The sequence below is a fragment of the Lysinibacillus cavernae genome (assembly GCF_009724685.1).
Taxonomy (GTDB): Bacteria; Bacillota; Bacilli; order Bacillales_A; family Planococcaceae; genus Lysinibacillus; species Lysinibacillus cavernae.
Genome location: NZ_WMEF01000001.1, coordinates 204,591 through 226,042 on the forward strand (window position 1 = coordinate 204,591; position 21,452 = coordinate 226,042).

Genomic DNA, 21,452 nt, shown 5'->3' on the forward strand with positions numbered 1-21,452 from the left:
AAATATAAGAACAGTAATAGTACAGATGAACTTAAAGGAGGAGTCCACAATGTTAGAAAACGTAGTTGAATTTTTCAAAAATTTGCCTGCTAAGCAATGTACTGAGTGCGGTGAAAAAATGGAAGAACAAAGCGAATGCTACAGCAACACTTGTGAAAAATGTAACCACCTATAAGCATTTGCCTATTCTGTAATCGTCATATACGTGCCCCACACGTAGCAAACATGACACGCTTCATCATATATATGATGAACTCTTAATTAAATCTCTTACACTTACAAAACAACAGCTGATACGCTCATATCAGCTGTTGTTTTTTGTTTTTGAAAAAAGAAGATGTCACACCTTTTGGCAAAGCAAGGGGGTGGCCTGCGTCCTTTCCAGGGGACGTTGGATGAGCCGCTAATCCCCTAGGAGTGACGTTGGCTCCACTCCAATCAACCAATCTGCAAAGTGGATTTTCCTTCATACTAACAATAGTGAACAAAATAGCCCATTATTTGTATAAATAATGAAAGGATAGGCTCTTATTTTCAATGTAGAGAAGTGATTGGTTACCCTCCCCCCTCAATAAAATGAGTAGTGAACACCTTCACTTTATTTGAAAACCTTTGCAAAAAAGTGGGTTGGAGTGGAAGGCTACTTGACTAACGTGGGATAGCTCAACGCTCGCCCACAGGAAAGCAAGTAGCCTGCAATGGTAATCCATTTTCACCTTTCAAAAAAAATTCTATTGGTGGTTTTGTTTATCTCATTTGAGGCTGAAGAAGTAGCATTGTATGTTGATAAGCGTTCATTGGTAATATCTGACATTAACAAAAAAGCACTCACCGTACATTGGGTGAGTGCTCAGACTGTAGACAAAAGGAATCGAGAAATTCATACTCGATTCTTTTTGTCATTTTTTCTTCTTTGAACATGTTTAAGAATGGTAATTTTCTACCCATTTAAACATACTCTTTCAGCATAAAAACTCTTTTAAGCTCCAAGTAGTCAGTTTCTTTAAATTCATGGTAGCAAAAGTAAGCATTGCCTACATGGACAATTTTTTAAGACCTCTTAAGGTTATCCATAGCATCCCAAGCATTTCTTTCGCATCCGCAAAGACACGCTCAATTGTTTCTTTAAATGGATATATAAATGAAAAATCAATAGCAGCCTCTAGTTTTCGTACTAAATATTCTTCAGGTAACAATTGATCAATCGCTAACAATTCTAATTGTTCACGTTCATTTATTTGATTTTTCGTCATCATGGTTGATCACCTCGAAAGTTTACTTTTTATCACATATGAATAGGGATTTCTTTATGTAGAAGTTGATTGGAACGAAGGGCGGCGACTCCTGCGGGAAAAGCGGGAAAGTCGAGATCCTGGACTGAGCGAATGTTTTCTGTACGAAAGCGAAGCGGCAGTAACAAAGCGAGGGAAGCAGCTCGACCCCGCCCGCGGAAAGCGTCCGCCCGTAGTGGAAATCAACGGCTTTACTTTATTTCATTGTAAAAGAAAAAAGACTGTAGGCAAACTCTCAAATTTTTTGAGTTTGTCTACAGTCTGAGAGATGCCTCAATTTTAGAGGCACCTCTTTTTTGCTTGTCTTACAGTTAAAATTCTTTATCCATTTGTGGTGAAGTTCGATAAAAACGAAAATTACCAGATTCAATTCTTGCAACCGTATTTTCTTTAATTCGATCATGACAAATCGTACACATATAAGTATGAATTGGACGATTACGTAACTTCTTGGCTAAAGGCAAATTATCATCTATAGTTTGAATCGTATCGCAAATAACGCATTTTACGCGCATTGCATTCCCTCCTATTCAGCGCGAATGGCTGATACGTTTTTAATAGGATTGTCAATATTTGAACCATCTCTTAATAATACATGGATTGGGCCATCTTCTAAAAGAGGTTTGCCGTCTTGGCTATATTTTAATATAAGTGTATACGCTTCATCAATTGTGAATGGATATTCTTGACCATCTTCGCATGATAAGACTATTTTTGTCGCTTCAGGTTTAATTTCAGCATTCTTCAAAAAATGACTTAATTCGATACCAAATGTACCTGTTTCCAATCCTTTACGGTCAAATTTACGCTCTGATTTTAATGTGGGTGGAAATGTTGCCCCCTCCATGATTTCACGTGACCAGTGAGCACCGACCTCACGCATATATTTGATGTCTGAATCTTCTTCAACATCTTGTTTAGTGAAGTAAGTGTTTAAATCTAATTTACGATCATCGAAAATCCACACAGTGGGATCTAATGTTAGTTGGTATGAAACTGCGCCCGTGATAGGAATAATTGTTTCCATAATAGAAATCCTCCTCAAATCTTGTATATCCATGACATAGTATAACGCTAATGACTAGAGATAATAAAGAAATATAAATCGAATTCTCTATTTTCCAATGAAGACACTTGCATTTTTAACGACGAGAAGATAAACTTTATTAAGATAGAATCGAAGAAATATCAGATAATGGGGGCGTCCTCATGGATACGAAATCACAAACTTCTTTTCAAGAGAAGGCTTTGGAGCTATTAGTTGCTGATGCAGACAAGATTGCTCGCCTTATTCGAGTACAAATGGATCATTTAACAATGCCACAATGCCCTTTATATGAGGAAGTATTAGATACACAAATGTTCGGCCTGTCACGTGAAATCGATTTTGCTGTGAAGCTTGGACTGATTGAACGTGAAAAAGGCAAAGAGATTCTCGATTCACTCGAGAAGGAACTTTCTGTACTACACGACGCGTATACAGACAAATAAAAAGAAAAACTCAAACGCTTTTTTGCGCTTTGAGTTTTTTTACTAGAACGAGGTTTTCCAATGAGACAATACTTAAAACGTTATGCACAAAATTTTGATTACGCCTTATTTTTTACGGTCCTATTGTTGAGTTTATTTGGATTAATCATGATTTATAGTTCAAGTATGATGGTGGCCATTGTACGTGAAGGACAAGCTCCAGACTACTTTTACCAAAAGCAAATAACTAATTTAACAGTGGCGTTTTTAGGGTTTATAGTAGCAGCATTTTTCCCTTATAAGCATTATGCCAATAAAAATATTATGCTGCTTCTTACAGTCATATTAGTTGTACTATTTACTTGGCTGAAGGTAGCAGGTCATGGTGCGGAAGATGTAGGTTCACAAAGTTGGATACATGTACCAGGTTTAGGTAACTTTCAGCCTTCTGAGTATGCAAAACTATTTATAATTTTATATTTTGCAGCTGCTTTTTATCGTAAAGCCCAAAAATATACGTTTGAAAAACTACAACCAACCGAAATTTTTTATCCAATATTCCTATGGATTCTAGTAGTTGCTGGGGTAGCCTTTGAAACAGATTTAGGGGCGGTCATTATTTTATGTGGAATTGCCGTATCGGTAGTAGCTTCAAGCGGTATTCCATTTAAAACGTTTTGGAAGTTTTTTGGTGTGTTAGGTGCGTTTGGTGGAGCGATTATCGGTATACTTTGGTTATTTAAAGGGGAGTTACTGACAGGAAGTCGAAAAGGACGGATATTATCTTATTTAAATCCGTTTGAGTATGAAGATGGTAGTGGTCACCAAGTGGTGAATAGTTATTATGCAATTGGCGGAGGCGGCTTAGAAGGGCGTGGCCTTGGTCAATCGATTCAAAAATTAGGTTACTTGCCTGAACCACAAACAGATTTTATTATGGCGATTATAATGGAAGAATTGGGGATATGGGGAGTATTAATTGTCCTAAGTGGTTTAGGGTTTATTGTATATAAAGGTTTATCGATTGCATTACGAACAAAAGATCCATTGGCACGCATGATTGCGGCTGGTATTGCGAGCTGGATTGGCTGGCAGTCGTTTATTAATCTTGGGGGTGTAACTGGGTTAATCCCGTTAACCGGTGTAACGTTACCTTTTATAAGCTATGGCGGTACATCTATAATCATTCTATCTTTAGCTATGGGCATATTAATCAATGTTTCTATGTTTGAAAAGATAGAGAGGAAAAAAACACAATCATAAAGGGGGATATCTATGGAATCAATCAACAAAATTCTCGTAGCCAATCGAGGAGAAATTGCAATTCGTATTTTCCGTGCCTGTACGGAGCTGAATATTCAAACGGTAGCTATTTATTCAAGGGAGGATAGTGGTGCTTTTCATCGCTTTAAAGCAGATGAAGCTTATTTAGTAGGAGCAGGCAAGAAACCAATCGACGCCTATTTAGATATTGAGGGCATTATTGCTATCGCAAAAGATGCAAATGTTGATGCGATTCATCCAGGGTATGGTTTTTTATCAGAAAACGTGGAATTTGCGCGTCGCTGTGAGGAAGAGGGCATTGTTTTTATCGGACCAACTTCTCAGCATTTAGATATGTTCGGTGATAAGGTCAAAGCGCGTGCACAAGCCATTGCCGCCGAAATTCCTGTTATTCCTGGTACAGATGGTCCAGTAGCTGATCTAGCAGAGGTAGAAGCATTTGCTAGTAATTATGGCTATCCAGTTATGATTAAGGCAGCACTTGGCGGTGGTGGTCGTGGCATGCGTCTTGTGCATACGCCAGAGGAACTAGCTTCTTCCTATGAACGAGCTAAATCAGAGGCAAAAGCTGCTTTTGGGTCGGATGAGGTGTATGTAGAAAAGGCCATTATTAAACCAAAGCATATTGAAGTACAAATTATTGGCGATAAGCAAGGTAATATTGTGCATTTATATGAACGTGATTGCTCGATTCAACGTCGTCATCAAAAAGTAGTTGAAATTGCCCCATCCAATTCGATTTCTGAAGATTTAAGAAATCGTATTTGTGATGCTGCCGTGAAAATAATGAAGAATGTCTCGTACATAAATGCAGGGACAGTGGAATTTTTAGTCGCAGGGGACGATTTTTATTTCATCGAGGTAAACCCTCGCATTCAAGTAGAACATACGATTACAGAAATGATTACAGGTGTCGATATCGTCCATACCCAAATCAAGGTGGCAGCGGGCTATAGTCTACACAGTGAAGAAATCCATATGCCAAAGCAGGAAGAGATGCCAATGATTGGCTATGCTATTCAGGCTCGTGTGACAACAGAAGACCCTGCAAATGACTTTATGCCGGATACAGGGAAATTAATGGTTTATCGATCAAGTGGTGGTTTTGGTGTGCGCTTAGATGCCGGAAATGGCTTCCAAGGTGCTGTCGTAACACCGTATTACGATTCCTTACTTGTGAAAATCTCAACATCAGGCATGAATTTTAAAGAAGCTGCTGCGAAAATGGACCGTAATTTAAAAGAATTCCGTATTCGTGGCGTTAAAACAAATATTCCATTTTTAAATAATGTGGTGACACATGAGGAATTTTTATCAGGTGCCTTTGATACAAGCTTTATCGATACAACACCTGAGCTATTCGATTTTCCGGTGCGTAAAGACCGTGGGACAAAATTGTTAAGCTATATTGGTAATGTGACATTAAACGGATTCCCTGGTGTAGAGCAGAAATCAAAGCCAATTTTTGTACAGCCGAACATTCCAAAAATTGATCAACTTATTGTGCCACCAGCAGGTACGAAACAGATTTTAGATACACAGGGGGCAGATGGCTTAGTGCAGTGGATTTTAGCACAGGATGAAGTACTGCTAACAGATACAACATTCCGTGATGCTCACCAATCACTGCTCGCTACACGTGTTCGTTCACAAGATATGATCCAAATTGCAGATGCGACAGCTCGAATGATGCACCAACTGTTCTCACTGGAAATGTGGGGCGGGGCAACATTTGACGTAGCCTATCGTTTCCTAAAAGAGGATCCGTGGGAGCGTCTAGCGAAACTGCGTGAGCAAGTGCCAAATGTGTTATTCCAAATGTTATTGCGCGGAGCCAATGCCGTTGGTTATACGAACTATCCGGACAATCTAATCCGTGAATTTATTGCTGAATCGGCGACATCAGGTATTGATGTATTCCGAATTTTCGATAGCTTGAACTGGATTAAAGGCATGGAAGTAGCTATTGATGCGGCTCGTCAATCTGGAAAAATTGCCGAAGCGGCGATCTGCTATACAGGGGATATTTTGGATGACAATCGTGCGAAATATTCCGTGCAATATTATAAAGACATGGCGAAGGAGCTAGAGGCAGTAGGTGCTCATATTCTAGCTATTAAAGATATGGCTGGCTTACTAAAGCCAGAAGCGGCTTATCGTTTAATTTCTGAGTTAAAAGAGACGACAAGTCTACCAATTCACTTGCATACGCATGACACAAGTGGCAATGGGATTTATTTATATGCTAAAGCCATTGAAGCAGGCGTAGATATCATCGATACAGCTCTTGGATCCATGGCGGGCTTAACATCCCAGCCAAGTGCAAACTCCTTGTACTATGCGATGAAGGGCAGTAAACGCGAGGTGCGTGCGGATATAGACGCTTTAGAAAAATTATCGTACTACTGGGATGATGTTCGTAAATACTATAAAGATTTCGAAAGTGGCATGATCAGCCCGCATTCAGAAATTTATGTGCATGAGATGCCAGGTGGACAATACAGTAACTTACAGCAGCAGGCAAAAGCGGTGGGTCTTGGAGATCGTTGGGAAGAAGTTAAACACATGTATTCACGTGTGAATCTCTTGTTTGGGGATATCGTCAAAGTGACACCATCTTCCAAGGTGGTGGGCGACATGGCACTCTTTATGGTGCAAAATGATCTAGACGAAAACACTGTATTAACAAGAGGGCAAACGATTGACTTCCCAGACTCCGTGATTGAATTCTTCCAAGGGTACCTTGGTCAGCCACATGGCGGATTCCCAGAGGCATTACAAAAAGTAGTGCTTAAAGACCGTGAAGCGATTACGGTACGCCCTGGTGAGTTACTAGAGCCTATTCAATTTGAACAATTGGAGGCTGTCTTAGAGGATAAATTAGATCGTCCTGTTACGAAGAAGGATGTATTAGCCTATGCCCTCTATCCAAAGGTATTTGAAGAGTATGCGAAAATGACAGAATCCTTTGGCAATATTTCGGTCCTAGACACACCAACTTTCCTATATGGCTTAAAACTTGGAGAAGTTATTGAAGTCGAAATCGAAAAAGGGAAAACGTTAATTATTAAGCTCGTATCCATCGGTGAACCGCAGCACAATGGGACACGTGTCCTGTACTTTGAGCTGAACGGACAATCTCGTGAATTGGTAATTCAAGATATGACTGTTGAGGTAGATGGCAATATAGCTTTAAAAGCAGATCCGAGCAATCCAAACCAAATTGGGGCTACAATGCCAGGTACCGTGTTAAAGGTAGTTGTCTCTAAAGGAAGCCCTGTCAAACGTGGTGATCACCTGTTAATCACAGAAGCGATGAAAATGGAAACAACCGTCCAAGCACCAAAAGACGGTGTCGTGAAAGAGGTTTATGCAAGTGCAGGGGATGCTATTTCAACAGGGGATTTATTAATTGAAATTGAATAAATAATTGTGAAAAAAGGTTATTAGATGCTATTTATAGTATCGATATAACCTTTTTTTATTGTATTTAAGCAATAAATTATATAAAATTTGATTAAGTAATCAAAAAAATGGTCATTCAATCAAATGGAGGGTTTATCGTTTTGAATAAAAACACCTTTATTCAGGAAGCAAGAAAGCAGCAAATTATTGAAGCAACAATAATAACGCTAGATGACATTGGTTATGTGAAGGCGAGCTTAGCACAAATAGCTAAACGAGCCTCTATTAGCACAGCATTAATTTCCTATCATTTTGCAGATCGACAAGATTTAATTGATCAAAGTCTGCAAGCATTAATTGAACAGTCTGCAACATTTATTTTGACAAAAACATACGCTGCCAATGATCCGGTTACTCAATTAGGCAATTTCATAGAGGCAAGTATTACTTATCAAGCGACACACGAGAAGGAGAAAGCAGCATTATTAGAAATCGTATTCAACGCTCGTACAACTGAAGGTGTTCCTTATTATAAACTACCGGATGACGATGAAGATCCACTATTGAAGGCATTATGCAACATACTAGAGGATGGTAAAAAACAAGGGAAATTCTTTGTTGGCTCTGTCACAATCATGGCAAAAGTAATTCAAGGAGCTATTGGTGAATATATGCTAATAGGGGGACCGATTTCGATTGAGGCAGAGGAGTATAGTGAAGAAGTAACTAAAATCATATGGACAGCAATGGAAGTAGAGGGACCTAAAAATGCTTAAAACGTTATTTAATTGGATGTTAGTCATTGGTTTAATCTTATTAGGAGGCCGTCTTGTAACGGTAATATGTCGATATTTCGACATTCCTTTTACAACGTTTTTTAAGGATTATACACTAATATCTATGATTATTTTAATAGTAGGAATTATAGGGACGGAGACAATGAAGAAACAAAAATAAGGATAATAGAAAAAAAGATTCGTCACTTTGAAAGTGGCGAATCTTTTTTAATTTACTATTTCTTTTTATCATTATAATTACTACGAGCAACTAGCATGATCATGTAACATAATAGGCCGAATAAAAGGGAAATAAATAATGAATGCAGCAAAGCTACCGTTAAATTCAGTCTAGTTAGGACTACTAACATACCAGCAATCACTTGTAAAACTACTATAGTAAATGCAATAACCCACCCATAGTAAATCACACGTTGATTTTTATATTCCTTCACAGCATGCCAAGTTATGTATGCAATCCAAATGAAAATAATAAGAACAGCTAGTCGATGTCCCATTTGCACCCATTCATACATATTATTCGGTGGAGCTAAAGGTGTTTCGTTATAGCAAAATGGCCAGTCAGGACAAATTAAGCTCGAATCGGTATGACGAACTAGTGCCCCTGTATAAACGACTAAATAAGAATAAATTGTGACAGCAATTGTATGCCAACGTAGCTTTTTACCAATAAATATATTATCGGCGTCAAATTTTCGATCCACTTCAAATACAATCATAGAAAGAAGAAGTACCGCGGCAAAGGAAATAAGAGAAATCCCAAAATGAAGTGCGAGGATGAAATCACCTTGCCCCCATAATACTTGGGCAGCTCCGATAAGAGCCTGTGCGATTAAGAAAAACATCGCTAAGAAACCTAAAAGCTTTACTTCACGAATATGTCCGAGTTTACGCCAAGTCCAAACTGTTAACACAAGAATTGAAATAGATACGACACCTGTTACAAGACGATGTGAAAATTCAATAAGGACTTCTGGTGTAATCTCCTTTGGAATAAGAGATCCATTACAATCAGGCCAGTTTCGACCACAGCCTAAGCCACTATCTGTTTTGGTAACGAGAGCCCCACCTAGTAATATAAGGAGCATCCCTACTGTAGCGGCAACAGCAAACCACTTCAAATACCTGTTGTGTTGCATAAAATGAGTCACCTACTTTATCTATCAACATTACAAGAACGTAATGTTTCTGCTACTAGATAATATCGAAAATACGTATAAAAAACAACTTGTAAAGAGAAGGGAGTACTAGATGTCGATTCCATTTCACAAATTGTTCATAATTTCGTGCTTTAACCTTCACAATTCATTTTAGAAAATGTTTTACTATAGATATGTTGTTTTTAATTATATTTCTAGACAAAACTAATTTTTACAACTTCATCTAAATTTCACTTAATGTCTAGAAATCAATCGCAAATTTCGCTATAGTTAGTGTTAGCGGAATATGCTTACAAAAATGAAAGGAGAGGTATTATGTCAAACGGTCGTACACTGGCGGCTACTAGAAATACTGGTCCAGAAACAACATCTGTTGTAAAAGATTTCTTAGCACTAATAAAAATTGGAATCGTTAACTCGAATCTTGTCACAACGTTTACAGGGATGTGGCTGGCTTTTCAGTTTACTAGTAGACATTTCTTGCAAGAGCTTGATGTCATATTTTACACCATGCTGGGTGCGGCATTAATCATTGGTGGTTCAGGTGCAATGAATAACTATATTGATCAGGATATAGATCCTATCATGAAAAGAACAAAAGCAAGACCGACAGTGACTGGCAGATTCAAGCCAAACTTTGTATTGACCATTGCCCTCTCATTTTTAATTGTAGGTGAAATTTTGTTATTTGCGGCATCGTTTGCAGCCGGCATGTGGGGACTAGCAGGAATATTTGCTTATGTCGTTCTGTATTCAATGTGGTCAAAGAGAAAGCATGTTAGTAACACGGTTGTAGGAAGTATTTCAGGGGCTATTCCTCCAGTTATTGGATTTGCAGCAGTTGAGCCTGCTTTAGGTCCAGGAGCACTTGCCTTATTCCTTATTATGTTTGCATGGCAACCACCACATTTCTATGCACTTGCTATGAAACGGACTGAGGAATATCGTGCAGCTAAAATACCAATGCTACCTGTAGTAAAGGGATTTAAACGTACAAAGTACTCAATGTTATTCTGGATTCTTTTATTATTACCGTTACCTTTCCTTTTACCGGAGCTTGGAATTGGCTTTTTAATTCTTGCTACTACATTGAACTTGGGTTGGTTAATACTAGCTCTGAAAGGCTTTACAACAAAAGATGATATGAAATGGGCAAATAAAATGTTTATTTATTCGTTGAATCATATGACCATACTATTTGTAGCCATCATAATATTTGCGGTGTTTAGCTAAATTTAGGGATTCTTTCTTTTTCTAAAGAATTCATATAGACAGAACTAATGTCCTATGTACGCATGAAAATACAACAAAGAAAGAGGGGTTTAATTAAGCTATGATGAAAGGGCTTAAAAAATGGCGTCTTTTTTCACTGCTAACAGTGATGATGGTTTTCCTTTCTGGTTGTGGTGAAGATTATCTTTCTACACTCAAACCATCTGGAGAAGTAGGTAAACAACAATTGAATTTATTACTGTTAACTACTGTAATTATGACGCTAGTAGTAGTAATAGTATCCGTTATTTATTTACTTGCATTCTTAAAATTCCGTCGTTCACGCGTTGGTGAAAATGTTATCCCTAAGCAAGTAGAGGGTAGTCATACGTTAGAAGTGATTTGGACAGTTATACCGATTATTTTATTATTAATTATCGCTGTACCAGTTGTTACAACTACTTATAAATTTGCAGATGTTGCTGCAATGGATGAGGTAGATGAAGAAGGGAACAAAACGGCCCTGACTGTCAATGTAACAGCAAAATTATACTGGTGGGAATTCGAATACCCTAACCAAGGTATCGTAACGGCTCAAGAGCTAGTAGTACCAACAGGTGAAAAGGTTTACTTTAATTTAAAAGCTGCCGATGTTAAGCACTCATTCTGGATTCCTGCTGTAGGCGGTAAAATGGATACAAACGTAGAGAACTTAAACAAATTCTACTTAGTATTCGATAAAGAATCTAAAGATCTTAAAGATGGCGTATTTTATGGAAAATGTGCTGAATTATGTGGACCTTCACATGCATTAATGGACTTTAAAGTAAAAGCATTAAGCCCAGATGCATTTGACGCATGGGTTGACGCAATGAAAGCGACAGAAGGACAAACTGCAGACAAAGCTTCAACAGATCTTGGTGAAGCAACTTTTGCTAACAGCTGCTTAGGCTGTCACGCTATCTCAGGTTCAGGAGCAGGCGGTACACCAGGTCCAAACTTAACTACGTTTGGTGACCGTAACCGTGTTGCTGGTTTCTTAGAGCACAATGAAGAAAGCTTAAAAGCTTGGATTAAAAACCCAGAGGAATTTAAACCAGGTAACTTAATGATGAATGCTGATGGCACTGCGCCTATTTACGGCGATTTATCTGACGAAGAAATTGAAGCTCTTGCAACTTATATCATGGGCTTATCAGTAGAAAAATAATTTTTCGTTTTATGTAACAAATTTTGAGGGAGGTAAAAGTTGTGAGCTCATACACACAGAAAAAGGGCTTTGGAGCAACTGTCTGGGATTACATTACTACTGTTGACCATAAAAAGTTAGCAATAATGTATTTATTAGCCGGTACATTGTTCTTCGCTATCGCTGGTTTTGAAGCGTTATTAATGCGTATTCAGTTAATGAAACCAAATAACGATTTCGTGTCAGCTGGTTTTTTCAATGAATTATTAACAATGCACGGAACAACTATGTTATTCCTAGCTGCTACTCCATTACTATTCGCATTTATGAACATGCTTGTACCATTACAAATTGGTGCGCGTGACGTTGCATTCCCGTTCCTTAACTCATTAGGGTTCTGGTTATTCTTCCTAGGTGCAGTATTCCTTCACCTGTCATTCTTTATGGGTGGCGCTCCTGATGCGGGCTGGACTTCATATGCATCATTATCTTTATATTCTCCAGGGCATGGTATTGACTTCTATGTACTTGGTTTACAAATTTCAGGGGCAGGTACTTTAATTTCAGGTCTTAACTTTATTGTTACGATTATTACAATGCGTGCTCCAGGTATGACATTCATGCGTATGCCATTATTCACATGGACAGCTCTTGTTTCAAGTGCATTAATTTTATTCGCATTCCCTCCATTAACAATTGGTTTATTAATGATGTTATTTGACCGTATGTTCGGTGGTAACTTCTTTGACCATACAATGGGTGGTAACACAGTAATTTGGGAGCACTTATTCTGGATCTTTGGACACCCAGAGGTTTATATCTTAGTATTACCGGCGTTCGGTTTATTCTCTGAGATTATTCCTACGTTCTCTCGTAAACGCTTATTCGGATACTCTTCAATGGTATTCGCAACAATTTTAATTGGTTTCTTAGGGTTCATGGTTTGGGCCCATCACATGTTTACAGTTGGTCTAGGGCCAACAGCAAACGCAATCTTCGCTGTTGCAACAATGGCAATTGCGGTTCCAACAGGTATGAAAGTATTCAACTGGATTCTAACTATTTGGGGCGGATCTATTAAAGTTACAACACCAATGCTATATGCACTTGGTTTCATCCCGTCTTTCGTTGCGGGTGGTGTTACAGGGGTAATGCAAGCATCTGCACCTCTAGACTATCAATTACATGATTCTTACTTTATCGTAGCTCACTTCCACTACGTAATCGTTGGTGGTATCGTTACAGCATTATTTGGTTCGGCGCACTTCTACTGGCCAATTTTCTTCAACCGTATGTTAAACGAAACATTAGGGAAATGGACTTTCTGGGTATTCTTCATCGGATTCCATTTAACATTCTTCGTACAACATTTCCTAGGATTAATGGGTATGCCACGTCGCGTATTCACTTACATGGAAGGTCAAGGTTGGGATCAGTTCAACTATATTTCTACAATCGGTGCATTAATGATGGGTGTTGGGGTTATCATGATGGTAATCAACTGCTTAATGTCTATCAAAGGTAAACCAGCAGGTCGCGATCCATGGGGCGATGGCCGTACATTAGAATGGGCTATTCCACAGCCAATTCCATTCTATAACTTCCGTCAAACTCCACTTGTTCGTGGATTAGATCCATATTGGATTGAAAAGCAAGAAGGAAACAAAGAAGGTATGACATATGCTGAGCCAATCGGTGATATCCATATGCCAAATAACTCAGCGATTCCATTCGTAATTTCATTAGGTATGTTTATTGCAGCATTCGGTGCACTTTATAATCCAGATGCAGATAAGCCATGGTCAATCTATGTGTTAATCATTGGTCTAGCAATTACATTTGGTGCGATGATTGTTCGTTCTGTTAAAGACGATCATGGTTTCCATTTACACAAAGAAGAAATTCTTGAAATTGAAGAGCATCTTTACGGCAAAGGGGGAAATAAATAATGGATTTCAATACTAAATTTACTCCTCATACTTGGCCAGATCATCCTGAACAAGCTACGATGGAAGGTAAAAACAAAGTCGTTGGTTTCTGGATTTTCCTTGCCTGTGAAGTTGTACTTTTCGCAAGTTTATTCGCTACTTATTTAGCGCTTAAGAACAAAGGGCCAGCTGGCATGGAGTTCACAACTCAAGGTTTATTTGAATTACCATTAGCATTTGCTATGACGATGTTATTATTAACATCATCACTAACATCTGTTTATGCCATTTACCACATGCGTAACTTTAACTTTAAAGGTATGCAAACTTGGTTAGCGATTACTTTAGCATTAGGTCTTGGATTCTTAGCACTTGAAATCTACGAATTCCAACACTATGTGCACCTTGGTTTTACATTTAACCAATCTGCATTCGCAACTGCATTCTATTCTTTAGTTGGTACACACGGTTTCCACGTAACTTTAGGTCTTGTATGGATTGCAACTTTAATGATCCGTAATGCTAAACGTGGTTTAAACTTATACAATGCACCTAAATTCTTCGTAGCTGCTTTATATTGGCACTTTATTGACGTAGTTTGGGTATTTATCTTTACAGTAGTTTACTTGATGGGAGTGATCGGATAATGTCTTCACACGATACACCTATAGTTGCTAAGTCACAGGCACAATATGAGTATGATCGTCATCATAATGCCGTTCATATGCGTAAACAAGTAATCAACTTCGCGCTTATGATATTCTTTACGTTTATTGCATTCGCAGTAGTTGCAGCTGATTTTTCTAAATACTTAATTATGCCTTTCGTTTTATTGTTAGCTGGTGTTCAAGTTGTACTTCAGCTTTATTCTTTCATGCACTTAGAAGACAAAAAAACTCACTTCGGTGGCGTTATTGGTTTCTTCATGTGGGTGGGAATGTTAATCGCATTTACATTCTTCTTAGCCTTTTTAACAATCATTTGGTGGTAAACACCAAAAAAAGCACGTTCGTACGAAATGACGAACGTGCTTTTCTTATGTTTGAAAGTTGCTTAAGTTTCAAAAAGAAGCAAACACTGTTAAACTTAACATTTGTTCACCTTTCGTTCATTGCAGTATAGCTGTAAGCGTTTTATAATAGGAGTACTGAAGTTTAAAGGAGTGCGTTCTGTATGCCACTTAGTATTTTTGGTTTCCAAGCATTATGGAGCCCATATTTAATAGGGGTTCTTGTTTTCATAACAATCATCTATTTTTTAGTCACAGTAAAGTGGCGTAAGGATTTTAAAGTAAGTGAGCCTTTAAAAAAGGGAGAAGCGATTTATTTCGTGTTAGCCATGATTACCATTTATATCATCAAAGGATCACCTGTGGATTTAATGGCTCACATTATGTTTACCATGCACATGGTGCAAATGGCAATCTTATTATTGCTTGTACCTATTTTCTTAATCAAAGGTATCCCCTGGTGGGTTTGGAAGGTTGCGATTGAAGCACCGGTTGTTAGAACCTTGTTTAAAGTACTGACATTACCAGTTGTTGCAGTCTTTGTGTTTATTGGTTTATTTTCCATCTATCATTTACCTTCAGTATTAGATTACATTAAATTAAATGAAACATTACATGGTACCTATACATTTGTGTTATTTCTTTCTGCTATTTTTATGTATTGGCCTTTAATTCAAAAAATGCCAAATAGCGCTCAAATGAAGCCCTTGCATAAATTAGCCTATATTATTGCAAATGCTGTTTTAATTACACCAGCTTGTGGATTAATCATTTTCGCCCCTAATGCAATGTATGAAACATATACAAGTGGTGAAGCATGGCTTAAGGCAATGGAGCTTTGTGTGCCAGCCTCTACGTTGTCAGGCTTATCATTATCAGGGCCTGAGTTGTTTACAGACATGAAACCTGTTGCAGATCAGCAATTAGGTGGCGTATTAATGAAAATCTTACAAGAACTTATTTTTGGTGTACTCATTGGTACAATTTTTACAAAATGGTATCGTGCTGAACAAAAAGATCCAGATAAAATCACTGCTGACGCATTAGCTGAACATCAAAAAAGATGGGAAAGTCAACAGCAACATTAATTGTAAAATAGAAATTTACTTTGTATAAGGGGTTTTGACAATGGAATTGCAAATTTTGCCTACTATTAGTACATCATTTATCGTGATTAGTGCTGTACTAGTAGCGATAGGATGGGGCTTAATTTTAAAAAGAAATGTAGAGGGACATAAAAAAGTAATGCTTGCTGCAGGTGTTGCAGCACTTATCTTCTTTATTATTTATGCTTCACGTACAATATTTATTGGAAATACTGCATTTGGCGGTGGAGAACATTTAAAACCATATTATACGTTCTTCTTAATTTTCCATATTATCCTGGCGACAACTGGAGCCGTGTTTGGAATTGTTAGTATTATTTCAGGTTTAAAAACAAATATCAAATTGCACAGACGTATTGGACCAATTACAAGTATTATTTGGTTCTTTGTTGCCATAACAGGTGTACTTGTTTATTTATTATTATATGTTTTATTTGAACCAGGTGAAACAACATCAGTCATTAAAGCCATTTTAGGGTTTTAAAAAAATCTCCCTCCTTATTTTTGTAAAGGTGGGAGATTTTTTGTAATTGGCTGGAATATTGAAAGTATGACGACAACAAGTAATGGTCCAATTAAAATGCCAAGAAATCCAAATATTTTAAAACCAATAAACATCGCAATAAAGGTATTCAAGGAAGAAAGTCCAATTTTATCGCCAATAATTTTTGGTTCAATCATTCGACGTACTAAAAATTGCCCCACTGTTAATAAAATTAAGACGGCAGCATAGAGATAATCACCAGCAAATGCCTGATAAATCGCCCAAGGGACTAATAAAATAAATGAATCAAGAAAAGGGATAAAGTCTAACACAACAAGCAAAAATGCTAATACTATAGCAAACGGAGTTTTTAAAAAATAAAATGCTGCGAAAGATATAGCAAATATACTAATGCCAACTAGGAATTGTGCTTTTAGAAATCCAAATAGAGCTAATTTAACACGATGTCCAATAAAAATGACTTTTTGATGATAATGAAAAGGGATAGGTGTTAATATTTTCCGGTTAATGGTTGGTAATTCTAAAAGCAACATATATAAAACAATCCAATAAACAAAAATATCAAATAAACGTGTAGGAATATACGTTAGTAAAGCAGACAAGACGTTAATGTTTGTTAAGGATAGGGCAAATTTTTCGATGGAAGCTAAAGCTTTTGCAATCATGAATTGAATTTGTGAAACTAATTCTACAGGTAAATGATAGGTATAGTTGCTGAGCTTGGATTGCATTTGAATCCATAAAGCGGATAATTGATTAAGATAATCGGGAATATCAATGATAAATGAAGAAAATTGTTTCCAGCTTATATAGAGGATAAGCGTACATACTAATAAAGAAATACTTAAAAAAAATAAAAAAAAGATGAAGACAACAATTTTACGTTTTTTTCGAAACCGTTTGCTCATTCGAACAATAATTGGTTCTAACAGTAATGCGGTTAAGTAGGCAAGTAAGATCGGTAATGATATTGAAATGAACCAAAGGATAAGGATACCCATCGCGATGACAATAATGGGATGTCGAAAAAAAGGACGATTAAAAAATGATAACATTTTTTCACCTACATCTTGTAATAGATATAAGTAGTATGAGAAGAAAAAATATTTTTACTCAAAATAAAAAAAGACTGGACCACCAGTCTTTTCACAACCATGAAGCTATTAACGCTATATGTGCTGTCACTTTAATTGACTAAAGATTAGCGTGCGTTAACAGGTTCAAAGTTATTTTTATTTGTAGGCTCGATTGAGAATTGATCTAATTCTAATTTAACCTTTTTTAAGATTTCTTCGCATTTTTTTACAAGATGTGCTGGGTAAACTTCATCATCCCCATATTCTACACCATGTGGATAGTAGTATTTACCAAGGGCTGGTTTCATTAACGTAAGGATGGCATCGTGTGCGCCTACATCACCTGAAATGGCATATGCGAATACGCGTAGGTAATAGCGACCTTCACGAGTATCGAAACGTTTATCGAATGTCATACGCTCGTAATCCCAACCGCCATCACATTCTAAACCGTGTTTTTTCATAATGCTGACAATTAGTTCTTGATCAGCTGTTAAATTTTCAAGGTTAGTATTTTCAAAATACATGTATAGTCCTCCTTTAGGTTCTCGTACAAAGTATACGCTCATTTTTATAATAGAGCATATTCGACATTGTTGCAATGACAACATTGTGTCAACCCAATTACAATTGATATAATTACTTACAATAATGGTGATGAAAAGGAGTGCTGTATGAAAGCTTTATTCCGCATTTTAATGGTTTGTGGTGCAATTGCACTAATTGGCTTTATGTTTTTTAATACACCGAAGGAAAATGAGCCGCTTGAAGGGCCAAATACCAATTCTAATATAATACCTCAAACACAACTAAAGCAGCAGTCCGCTGTAGGAGCAATGACACGTCCACAAACGGGCATATCAACATTGATAGGAAAAGGTACACAAACTGTTTTAGAGCAATATGGGGAACCAGCTAGAAAAGAACCATCCTCCTTTGGTTATCAATGGTGGGTCTACAATGAAGATGTTTCTACGTTTTTTATGATTGGCGTTGAAAATAATGTTGTATCGCAAGTTTACATAGCAGGACAAGAGATTGATGCATTTCCTTTTAAAGTTGGTCAAAAGCGAGATGAAATATATCGCATGACGATCATTGATTATGAGGTAGCTGCCACTGTAGGGGAAAACATTTTCATTTTCTCGATGAGTGAAGAAGATATGCAAACAAGGTTACTTGTTAAATTTGATGGCCTGTATGCGCAGCTTTATATAGATAGGGAGACAAGTGAGTTACAAGGAATACGCTATACAGACAGTGAAACACTTGTCCTTCATCAGCCATATGAAATGAGTTATCAGGGGGAGCTTGTTAGACGTACACCTCCTTCCTCATTTTTACAACAAGAAATCGATGTGGCAAGTGCCAAACAGCTTGATGACTTATTAAATGTGACGAGAGTACATCACGAATTGTCCCCTTTAGAGATGGATGAGTCATTGGAAGAAGCTGCAAGAATGCATAGTGAAGATATGAAGATACAAAACTTTTTAGCTCATGAATCACCAACATATGGCGATCTGAAAAAGAGGTTACAAGAACAAAATATTGACTATAGTGAAGCCAACGAAAATCTTGCAACTGCTTATTTTGATGCAATTGAAGCAATGCATGGCTGGACAAACTCTTCTGAACACAGGAAGGTATTATTGAATGATCGTTACACACTCGTTGGTTCTGGCGCTTTCGTAGATTATTATACGCAAATCTATCTAGAGCCTACTTTACAAAAGATGGATAGTGAAGAGCAAATTAACGAAGAGCAAGAAAAGGAAGAATTAGATAGCGAAGAATCTACAGAAAACAAGGGTCAAACCTCACCATAACAGAAGAAAATCCGTATGAAGACAAGCTTTCGACAATCGAGCATGTCTTCATTTTTTTATGTAGTTTATCGCTCCGATAAGCTTCTACACTTTTCGTCACACCGTTACAAACGCCGTCATATGATAGAGAACTGAAAGGGGGAATGAGACTTGCAATTAGCTGAGTTATTAAAAGACTGGCCATGTAGTGTAACGGGAGGATCTATTCGAACAGAAATTACAGGTGTAGAGGACTATGCACAAGCAGTGCAACCTGGTGACATTTTTATTGTACGAAAAGGCAAAAAAACATCAGGAAGTCGTTTTGTCAAAGAAGCATTGGCACGTGGTGCTGCTGCCATCGTTTCTGAAGAAAGTATCTCTTTGCCAATTATTGATAAAGAAGTTCCTTTTGTATGGGTTCCTAATACAGCATTATTTTTATCGTATGCAAGTGCGAAGCTCGCTGCTTTTCCAGCAGAAGCATTAACTGTTGTTGCGATAACCGGTACAAATGGCAAGACAACAGTGAGTCATTTTGTCAGTCAGCTCTTAAATGCTCTACATAAAAAAGCGGCAGTTATTGGAACGGTTGGCTTTTTCATTAATGGTGAAAAACAAACTACTGCATACGAACAACTAACAACATTGCAAGCCAAAGAATTACAACCCATATTAAAGCAATGTGTCCGTAAAGGTGTTACACATGTTGTGCTTGAAGCATCCTCAATGGGCTTACAACAGCATAGGCTCGATCACTGTGACATTGACTGTGGTGTATTTTTAAATTTATCGGAAGATCATTTAGAAGATCATGGCGGATTAGAAGCCTATAAACGTGCGAAGAAAAGATTAGCCGATTTATCAAAAAAGTTAGTGTTAAATGGAGATGATAATTTTTGCCGTTCTGTTGGTATTTATGATAAGAAAAAATCCTGTTCATTTGGTTTTGATAATCACAATGATTTACATATCCAAATCGTCAGTGAAACAGTTGGAAAAACAGTACTTTGTTTACAAACAACAGCGAGCGAACATATTGTGGAAATTCCTTTTGTAGGGAAATATCATGTGCAAAATGCAATAGCTGCATTAATGGCCGTATGGCGTTTAGGCGTACCTATGGAAGATATAGTTGGACATATGTGGACATTAAAACTACCAGAAGGACGGCTTGAGAAGATTGATAATCCCTTAGGTATAGAGGTTTATGTAGATTATGCCCATACAGCAGAAGCCTTACAAGCAGTATTACAAACCTTTGATCGTTCTAAAACTATTTACCTTGTCTTTAGTTGTGGAGGAAATCGTGATAAGGCGAAACGATTCGCCATGGGAGCAGTAGCAAGTAAATACGCTGACGTAATATATTTAACAACGGATAATCCACGTGATGAAGATCCAATCGTTATTAATGAAAGTATAATTGCTGGTTTTACAGAGCAGCAATATTACGAAATTTATTTAGATCGAAAACTTGCCATCCATCAAGCGTTAGCAAAGGCAGAAAAGGGCGATATTGTCCTTGTTGCCGGAAAAGGGCATGAACAAACACAGCAAATTAAAAATGAAAAATTCCCTTTTTCCGATCAACAATGTATTATAGATTATTTTTCGAGTCTAATTACGGACGACGCTGAATAACAAAGAAAGATCCCGTAGCAATGGCCAGCTTACGACCAGTTTCATCTTCAATATCACATTCCATGACAAGCGTTTGACGCCCTTTATGGACAAAACGGCCACGCGCAATCAGTTCTTTATTCGTTGTAGTAGCTATATATGATACATTCATATTCGTAGTGACAACATTATATCCATCTGGCACAGAGCGTGAAGCCAGCCCTCCCATAGCAGCATCGGCAATCGTTGCAATAATGCCGCCATGGGGTACCTTAATCGTATTATGAATGACAGGTGTAATAGGGATACGGACTTCGCTGACCTCTGGCTCAAATTTTCCTACCATATGTAGGGCAGCATTAATATAACGGCGATGAATGCCTTGTTGTTTTTCCCGCAGTCCATTTAAAAGATGTACTAAAACTTCTTCATCTTCCTCGTTACTTTCTTGTAAAATTGTGGCTAGTAATTGTTCTATCTGTCCTTTAGATGTTGTCATCAACTGGAAAACCTCTTTCATTAAAAATATCAATAATGTAAAATTACCATAAAATCTGTTATGATGGGAAAGAGATTGGGGGAATTAAA

22 protein-coding genes are annotated in these 21,452 nt (G+C 37.5%); 15 read left to right on the forward strand and 7 right to left on the reverse strand.

Features of this window, described 5'->3' with window-relative positions:
- Positions 1-49: 49 nt before the first annotated feature.
- Complete coding sequence (gene yhfH, locus GJU32_RS01010; protein ID WP_004230455.1) at positions 50-175, forward strand: protein YhfH; 126 nt, start codon at positions 50-52, stop codon at positions 173-175.
- A gap of 859 nt (positions 176-1,034) precedes the next feature.
- Here the strand turns inward: yhfH and GJU32_RS01015 are convergent.
- The 3 genes from GJU32_RS01015 to GJU32_RS01025 form a co-directional block, all read right to left on the reverse strand.
- Positions 1,035-1,253 carry a hypothetical protein gene (locus tag GJU32_RS01015; protein WP_155590100.1) on the reverse strand — a complete coding sequence of 73 codons (219 nt, stop codon included), beginning with the start codon at positions 1,251-1,253 and terminating at the stop codon, positions 1,035-1,037.
- A 350-nt stretch (positions 1,254-1,603) separates the two neighbouring features.
- Positions 1,604-1,807, reverse strand: a complete 204-nt coding sequence (locus GJU32_RS01020; RefSeq protein ID WP_155590101.1) for a YlaI family protein — start codon at positions 1,805-1,807, stop codon at positions 1,604-1,606.
- A gap of 11 nt (positions 1,808-1,818) precedes the next feature.
- A complete protein-coding gene (locus GJU32_RS01025) occupies positions 1,819-2,319 on the reverse strand; it encodes a molybdopterin-binding protein (RefSeq protein WP_155590102.1) in 501 nt (166 codons plus the stop codon).
- Positions 2,320-2,501: 182 nt separating this feature from the next.
- Between GJU32_RS01025 and GJU32_RS01030 the strand changes: the two genes are divergently transcribed.
- The 5 genes from GJU32_RS01030 (at position 2,502) to GJU32_RS01050 (ending at position 8,408) form a co-directional block, all read left to right on the forward strand.
- Positions 2,502-2,783 carry an Fpa/YlaN family protein gene (locus tag GJU32_RS01030; RefSeq protein WP_004224778.1) on the forward strand — a complete coding sequence of 94 codons (282 nt, stop codon included), beginning with the start codon at positions 2,502-2,504 and terminating at the stop codon, positions 2,781-2,783.
- A gap of 60 nt (positions 2,784-2,843) precedes the next feature.
- Positions 2,844-4,025 carry an FtsW/RodA/SpoVE family cell cycle protein gene (locus GJU32_RS01035; RefSeq protein ID WP_155590103.1) on the forward strand — a complete coding sequence of 394 codons (1,182 nt, stop codon included), beginning with the start codon at positions 2,844-2,846 and terminating at the stop codon, positions 4,023-4,025.
- 12 nt (positions 4,026-4,037) lie between these two features.
- A complete protein-coding gene (pyc, locus tag GJU32_RS01040; protein ID WP_155590104.1) occupies positions 4,038-7,472 on the forward strand; it encodes a pyruvate carboxylase in 3,435 nt (1,144 codons plus the stop codon).
- Between the two features lie 140 nt (positions 7,473-7,612).
- On the forward strand, positions 7,613-8,227 hold the full coding sequence (locus tag GJU32_RS01045) for a TetR family transcriptional regulator (protein WP_230874890.1): 615 nt from the start codon (positions 7,613-7,615) through the stop codon (positions 8,225-8,227).
- Positions 8,220-8,408, forward strand: coding sequence for a hypothetical protein (locus tag GJU32_RS01050; protein ID WP_155590105.1), 189 nt, complete (start codon positions 8,220-8,222; stop codon positions 8,406-8,408). Before GJU32_RS01045 ends, GJU32_RS01050 begins: the two co-directional genes overlap by 8 nt.
- A 55-nt stretch (positions 8,409-8,463) precedes the next feature.
- Here GJU32_RS01050 and GJU32_RS01055 read toward each other — a convergent pair whose 3' ends face one another.
- Positions 8,464-9,387 carry a COX15/CtaA family protein gene (locus tag GJU32_RS01055; protein ID WP_155590106.1) on the reverse strand — a complete coding sequence of 308 codons (924 nt, stop codon included), beginning with the start codon at positions 9,385-9,387 and terminating at the stop codon, positions 8,464-8,466.
- A 336-nt stretch (positions 9,388-9,723) separates the two neighbouring features.
- On the opposite strand from GJU32_RS01055, the gene cyoE reads away from it, so the two are divergent.
- The 7 genes from cyoE to GJU32_RS01090 all read left to right on the forward strand — a co-directional run bounded on the left by cyoE (position 9,724) and on the right by GJU32_RS01090 (position 16,336).
- A complete protein-coding gene (gene cyoE, locus GJU32_RS01060) occupies positions 9,724-10,641 on the forward strand; it encodes a heme o synthase (RefSeq protein ID WP_155590107.1) in 918 nt (305 codons plus the stop codon).
- Positions 10,642-10,741: 100 nt separating this feature from the next.
- Positions 10,742-11,830 (forward strand): cytochrome c oxidase subunit II, encoded by a 1,089-nt coding sequence (gene coxB, locus GJU32_RS01065; RefSeq protein WP_155590108.1) that lies wholly within the window; start codon positions 10,742-10,744, stop codon positions 11,828-11,830.
- 41 nt (positions 11,831-11,871) lie between these two features.
- The gene (gene ctaD, locus GJU32_RS01070; protein ID WP_155590109.1) at positions 11,872-13,758 is read left to right on the forward strand and encodes a cytochrome c oxidase subunit I; all 1,887 of its coding nucleotides are present in this window, start codon (positions 11,872-11,874) and stop codon (positions 13,756-13,758) included.
- Positions 13,758-14,384: a cytochrome c oxidase subunit 3 gene (locus GJU32_RS01075; protein ID WP_036125326.1), complete on the forward strand. Its 627-nt coding sequence runs from the start codon at positions 13,758-13,760 to the stop codon at positions 14,382-14,384. Before ctaD ends, GJU32_RS01075 begins: the two co-directional genes overlap by 1 nt.
- On the forward strand, positions 14,384-14,728 hold the full coding sequence (locus GJU32_RS01080; RefSeq protein ID WP_054611714.1) for a cytochrome C oxidase subunit IV family protein: 345 nt from the start codon (positions 14,384-14,386) through the stop codon (positions 14,726-14,728). The genes GJU32_RS01075 and GJU32_RS01080 overlap by 1 nt, the downstream gene beginning before the upstream one ends.
- A gap of 182 nt (positions 14,729-14,910) precedes the next feature.
- Positions 14,911-15,834: a cytochrome c oxidase assembly factor CtaG gene (ctaG, locus tag GJU32_RS01085; protein ID WP_155590110.1), complete on the forward strand. Its 924-nt coding sequence runs from the start codon at positions 14,911-14,913 to the stop codon at positions 15,832-15,834.
- 40 nt (positions 15,835-15,874) lie between these two features.
- The gene (locus GJU32_RS01090; protein ID WP_155590111.1) at positions 15,875-16,336 is read left to right on the forward strand and encodes a DUF420 domain-containing protein; all 462 of its coding nucleotides are present in this window, start codon (positions 15,875-15,877) and stop codon (positions 16,334-16,336) included.
- Positions 16,337-16,350: 14 nt separating this feature from the next.
- Here GJU32_RS01090 and ytvI read toward each other — a convergent pair whose 3' ends face one another.
- A complete protein-coding gene (ytvI, locus tag GJU32_RS01095) occupies positions 16,351-17,412 on the reverse strand; it encodes a sporulation integral membrane protein YtvI (RefSeq protein WP_155590112.1) in 1,062 nt (353 codons plus the stop codon).
- Between the two features lie 146 nt (positions 17,413-17,558).
- Positions 17,559-17,960 carry a YugN family protein gene (locus GJU32_RS01100; protein WP_141903391.1) on the reverse strand — a complete coding sequence of 134 codons (402 nt, stop codon included), beginning with the start codon at positions 17,958-17,960 and terminating at the stop codon, positions 17,559-17,561.
- 147 nt (positions 17,961-18,107) lie between these two features.
- Between GJU32_RS01100 and GJU32_RS01105 the strand changes: the two genes are divergently transcribed.
- Together GJU32_RS01105 and GJU32_RS01110 are read left to right on the forward strand one after the other, a co-directional pair.
- A complete protein-coding gene (locus GJU32_RS01105) occupies positions 18,108-19,262 on the forward strand; it encodes a CAP domain-containing protein (RefSeq protein ID WP_155590113.1) in 1,155 nt (384 codons plus the stop codon).
- Positions 19,263-19,412: 150 nt separating this feature from the next.
- On the forward strand, positions 19,413-20,885 hold the full coding sequence (locus GJU32_RS01110) for a UDP-N-acetylmuramoyl-L-alanyl-D-glutamate--2,6-diaminopimelate ligase (RefSeq protein ID WP_155590114.1): 1,473 nt from the start codon (positions 19,413-19,415) through the stop codon (positions 20,883-20,885).
- Here GJU32_RS01110 and GJU32_RS01115 read toward each other — a convergent pair.
- Positions 20,866-21,363: a PaaI family thioesterase gene (locus GJU32_RS01115; RefSeq protein ID WP_196426553.1), complete on the reverse strand. Its 498-nt coding sequence runs from the start codon at positions 21,361-21,363 to the stop codon at positions 20,866-20,868. The genes GJU32_RS01110 and GJU32_RS01115 overlap by 20 nt on opposite strands.
- Positions 21,364-21,452 lie beyond the last annotated feature (89 nt).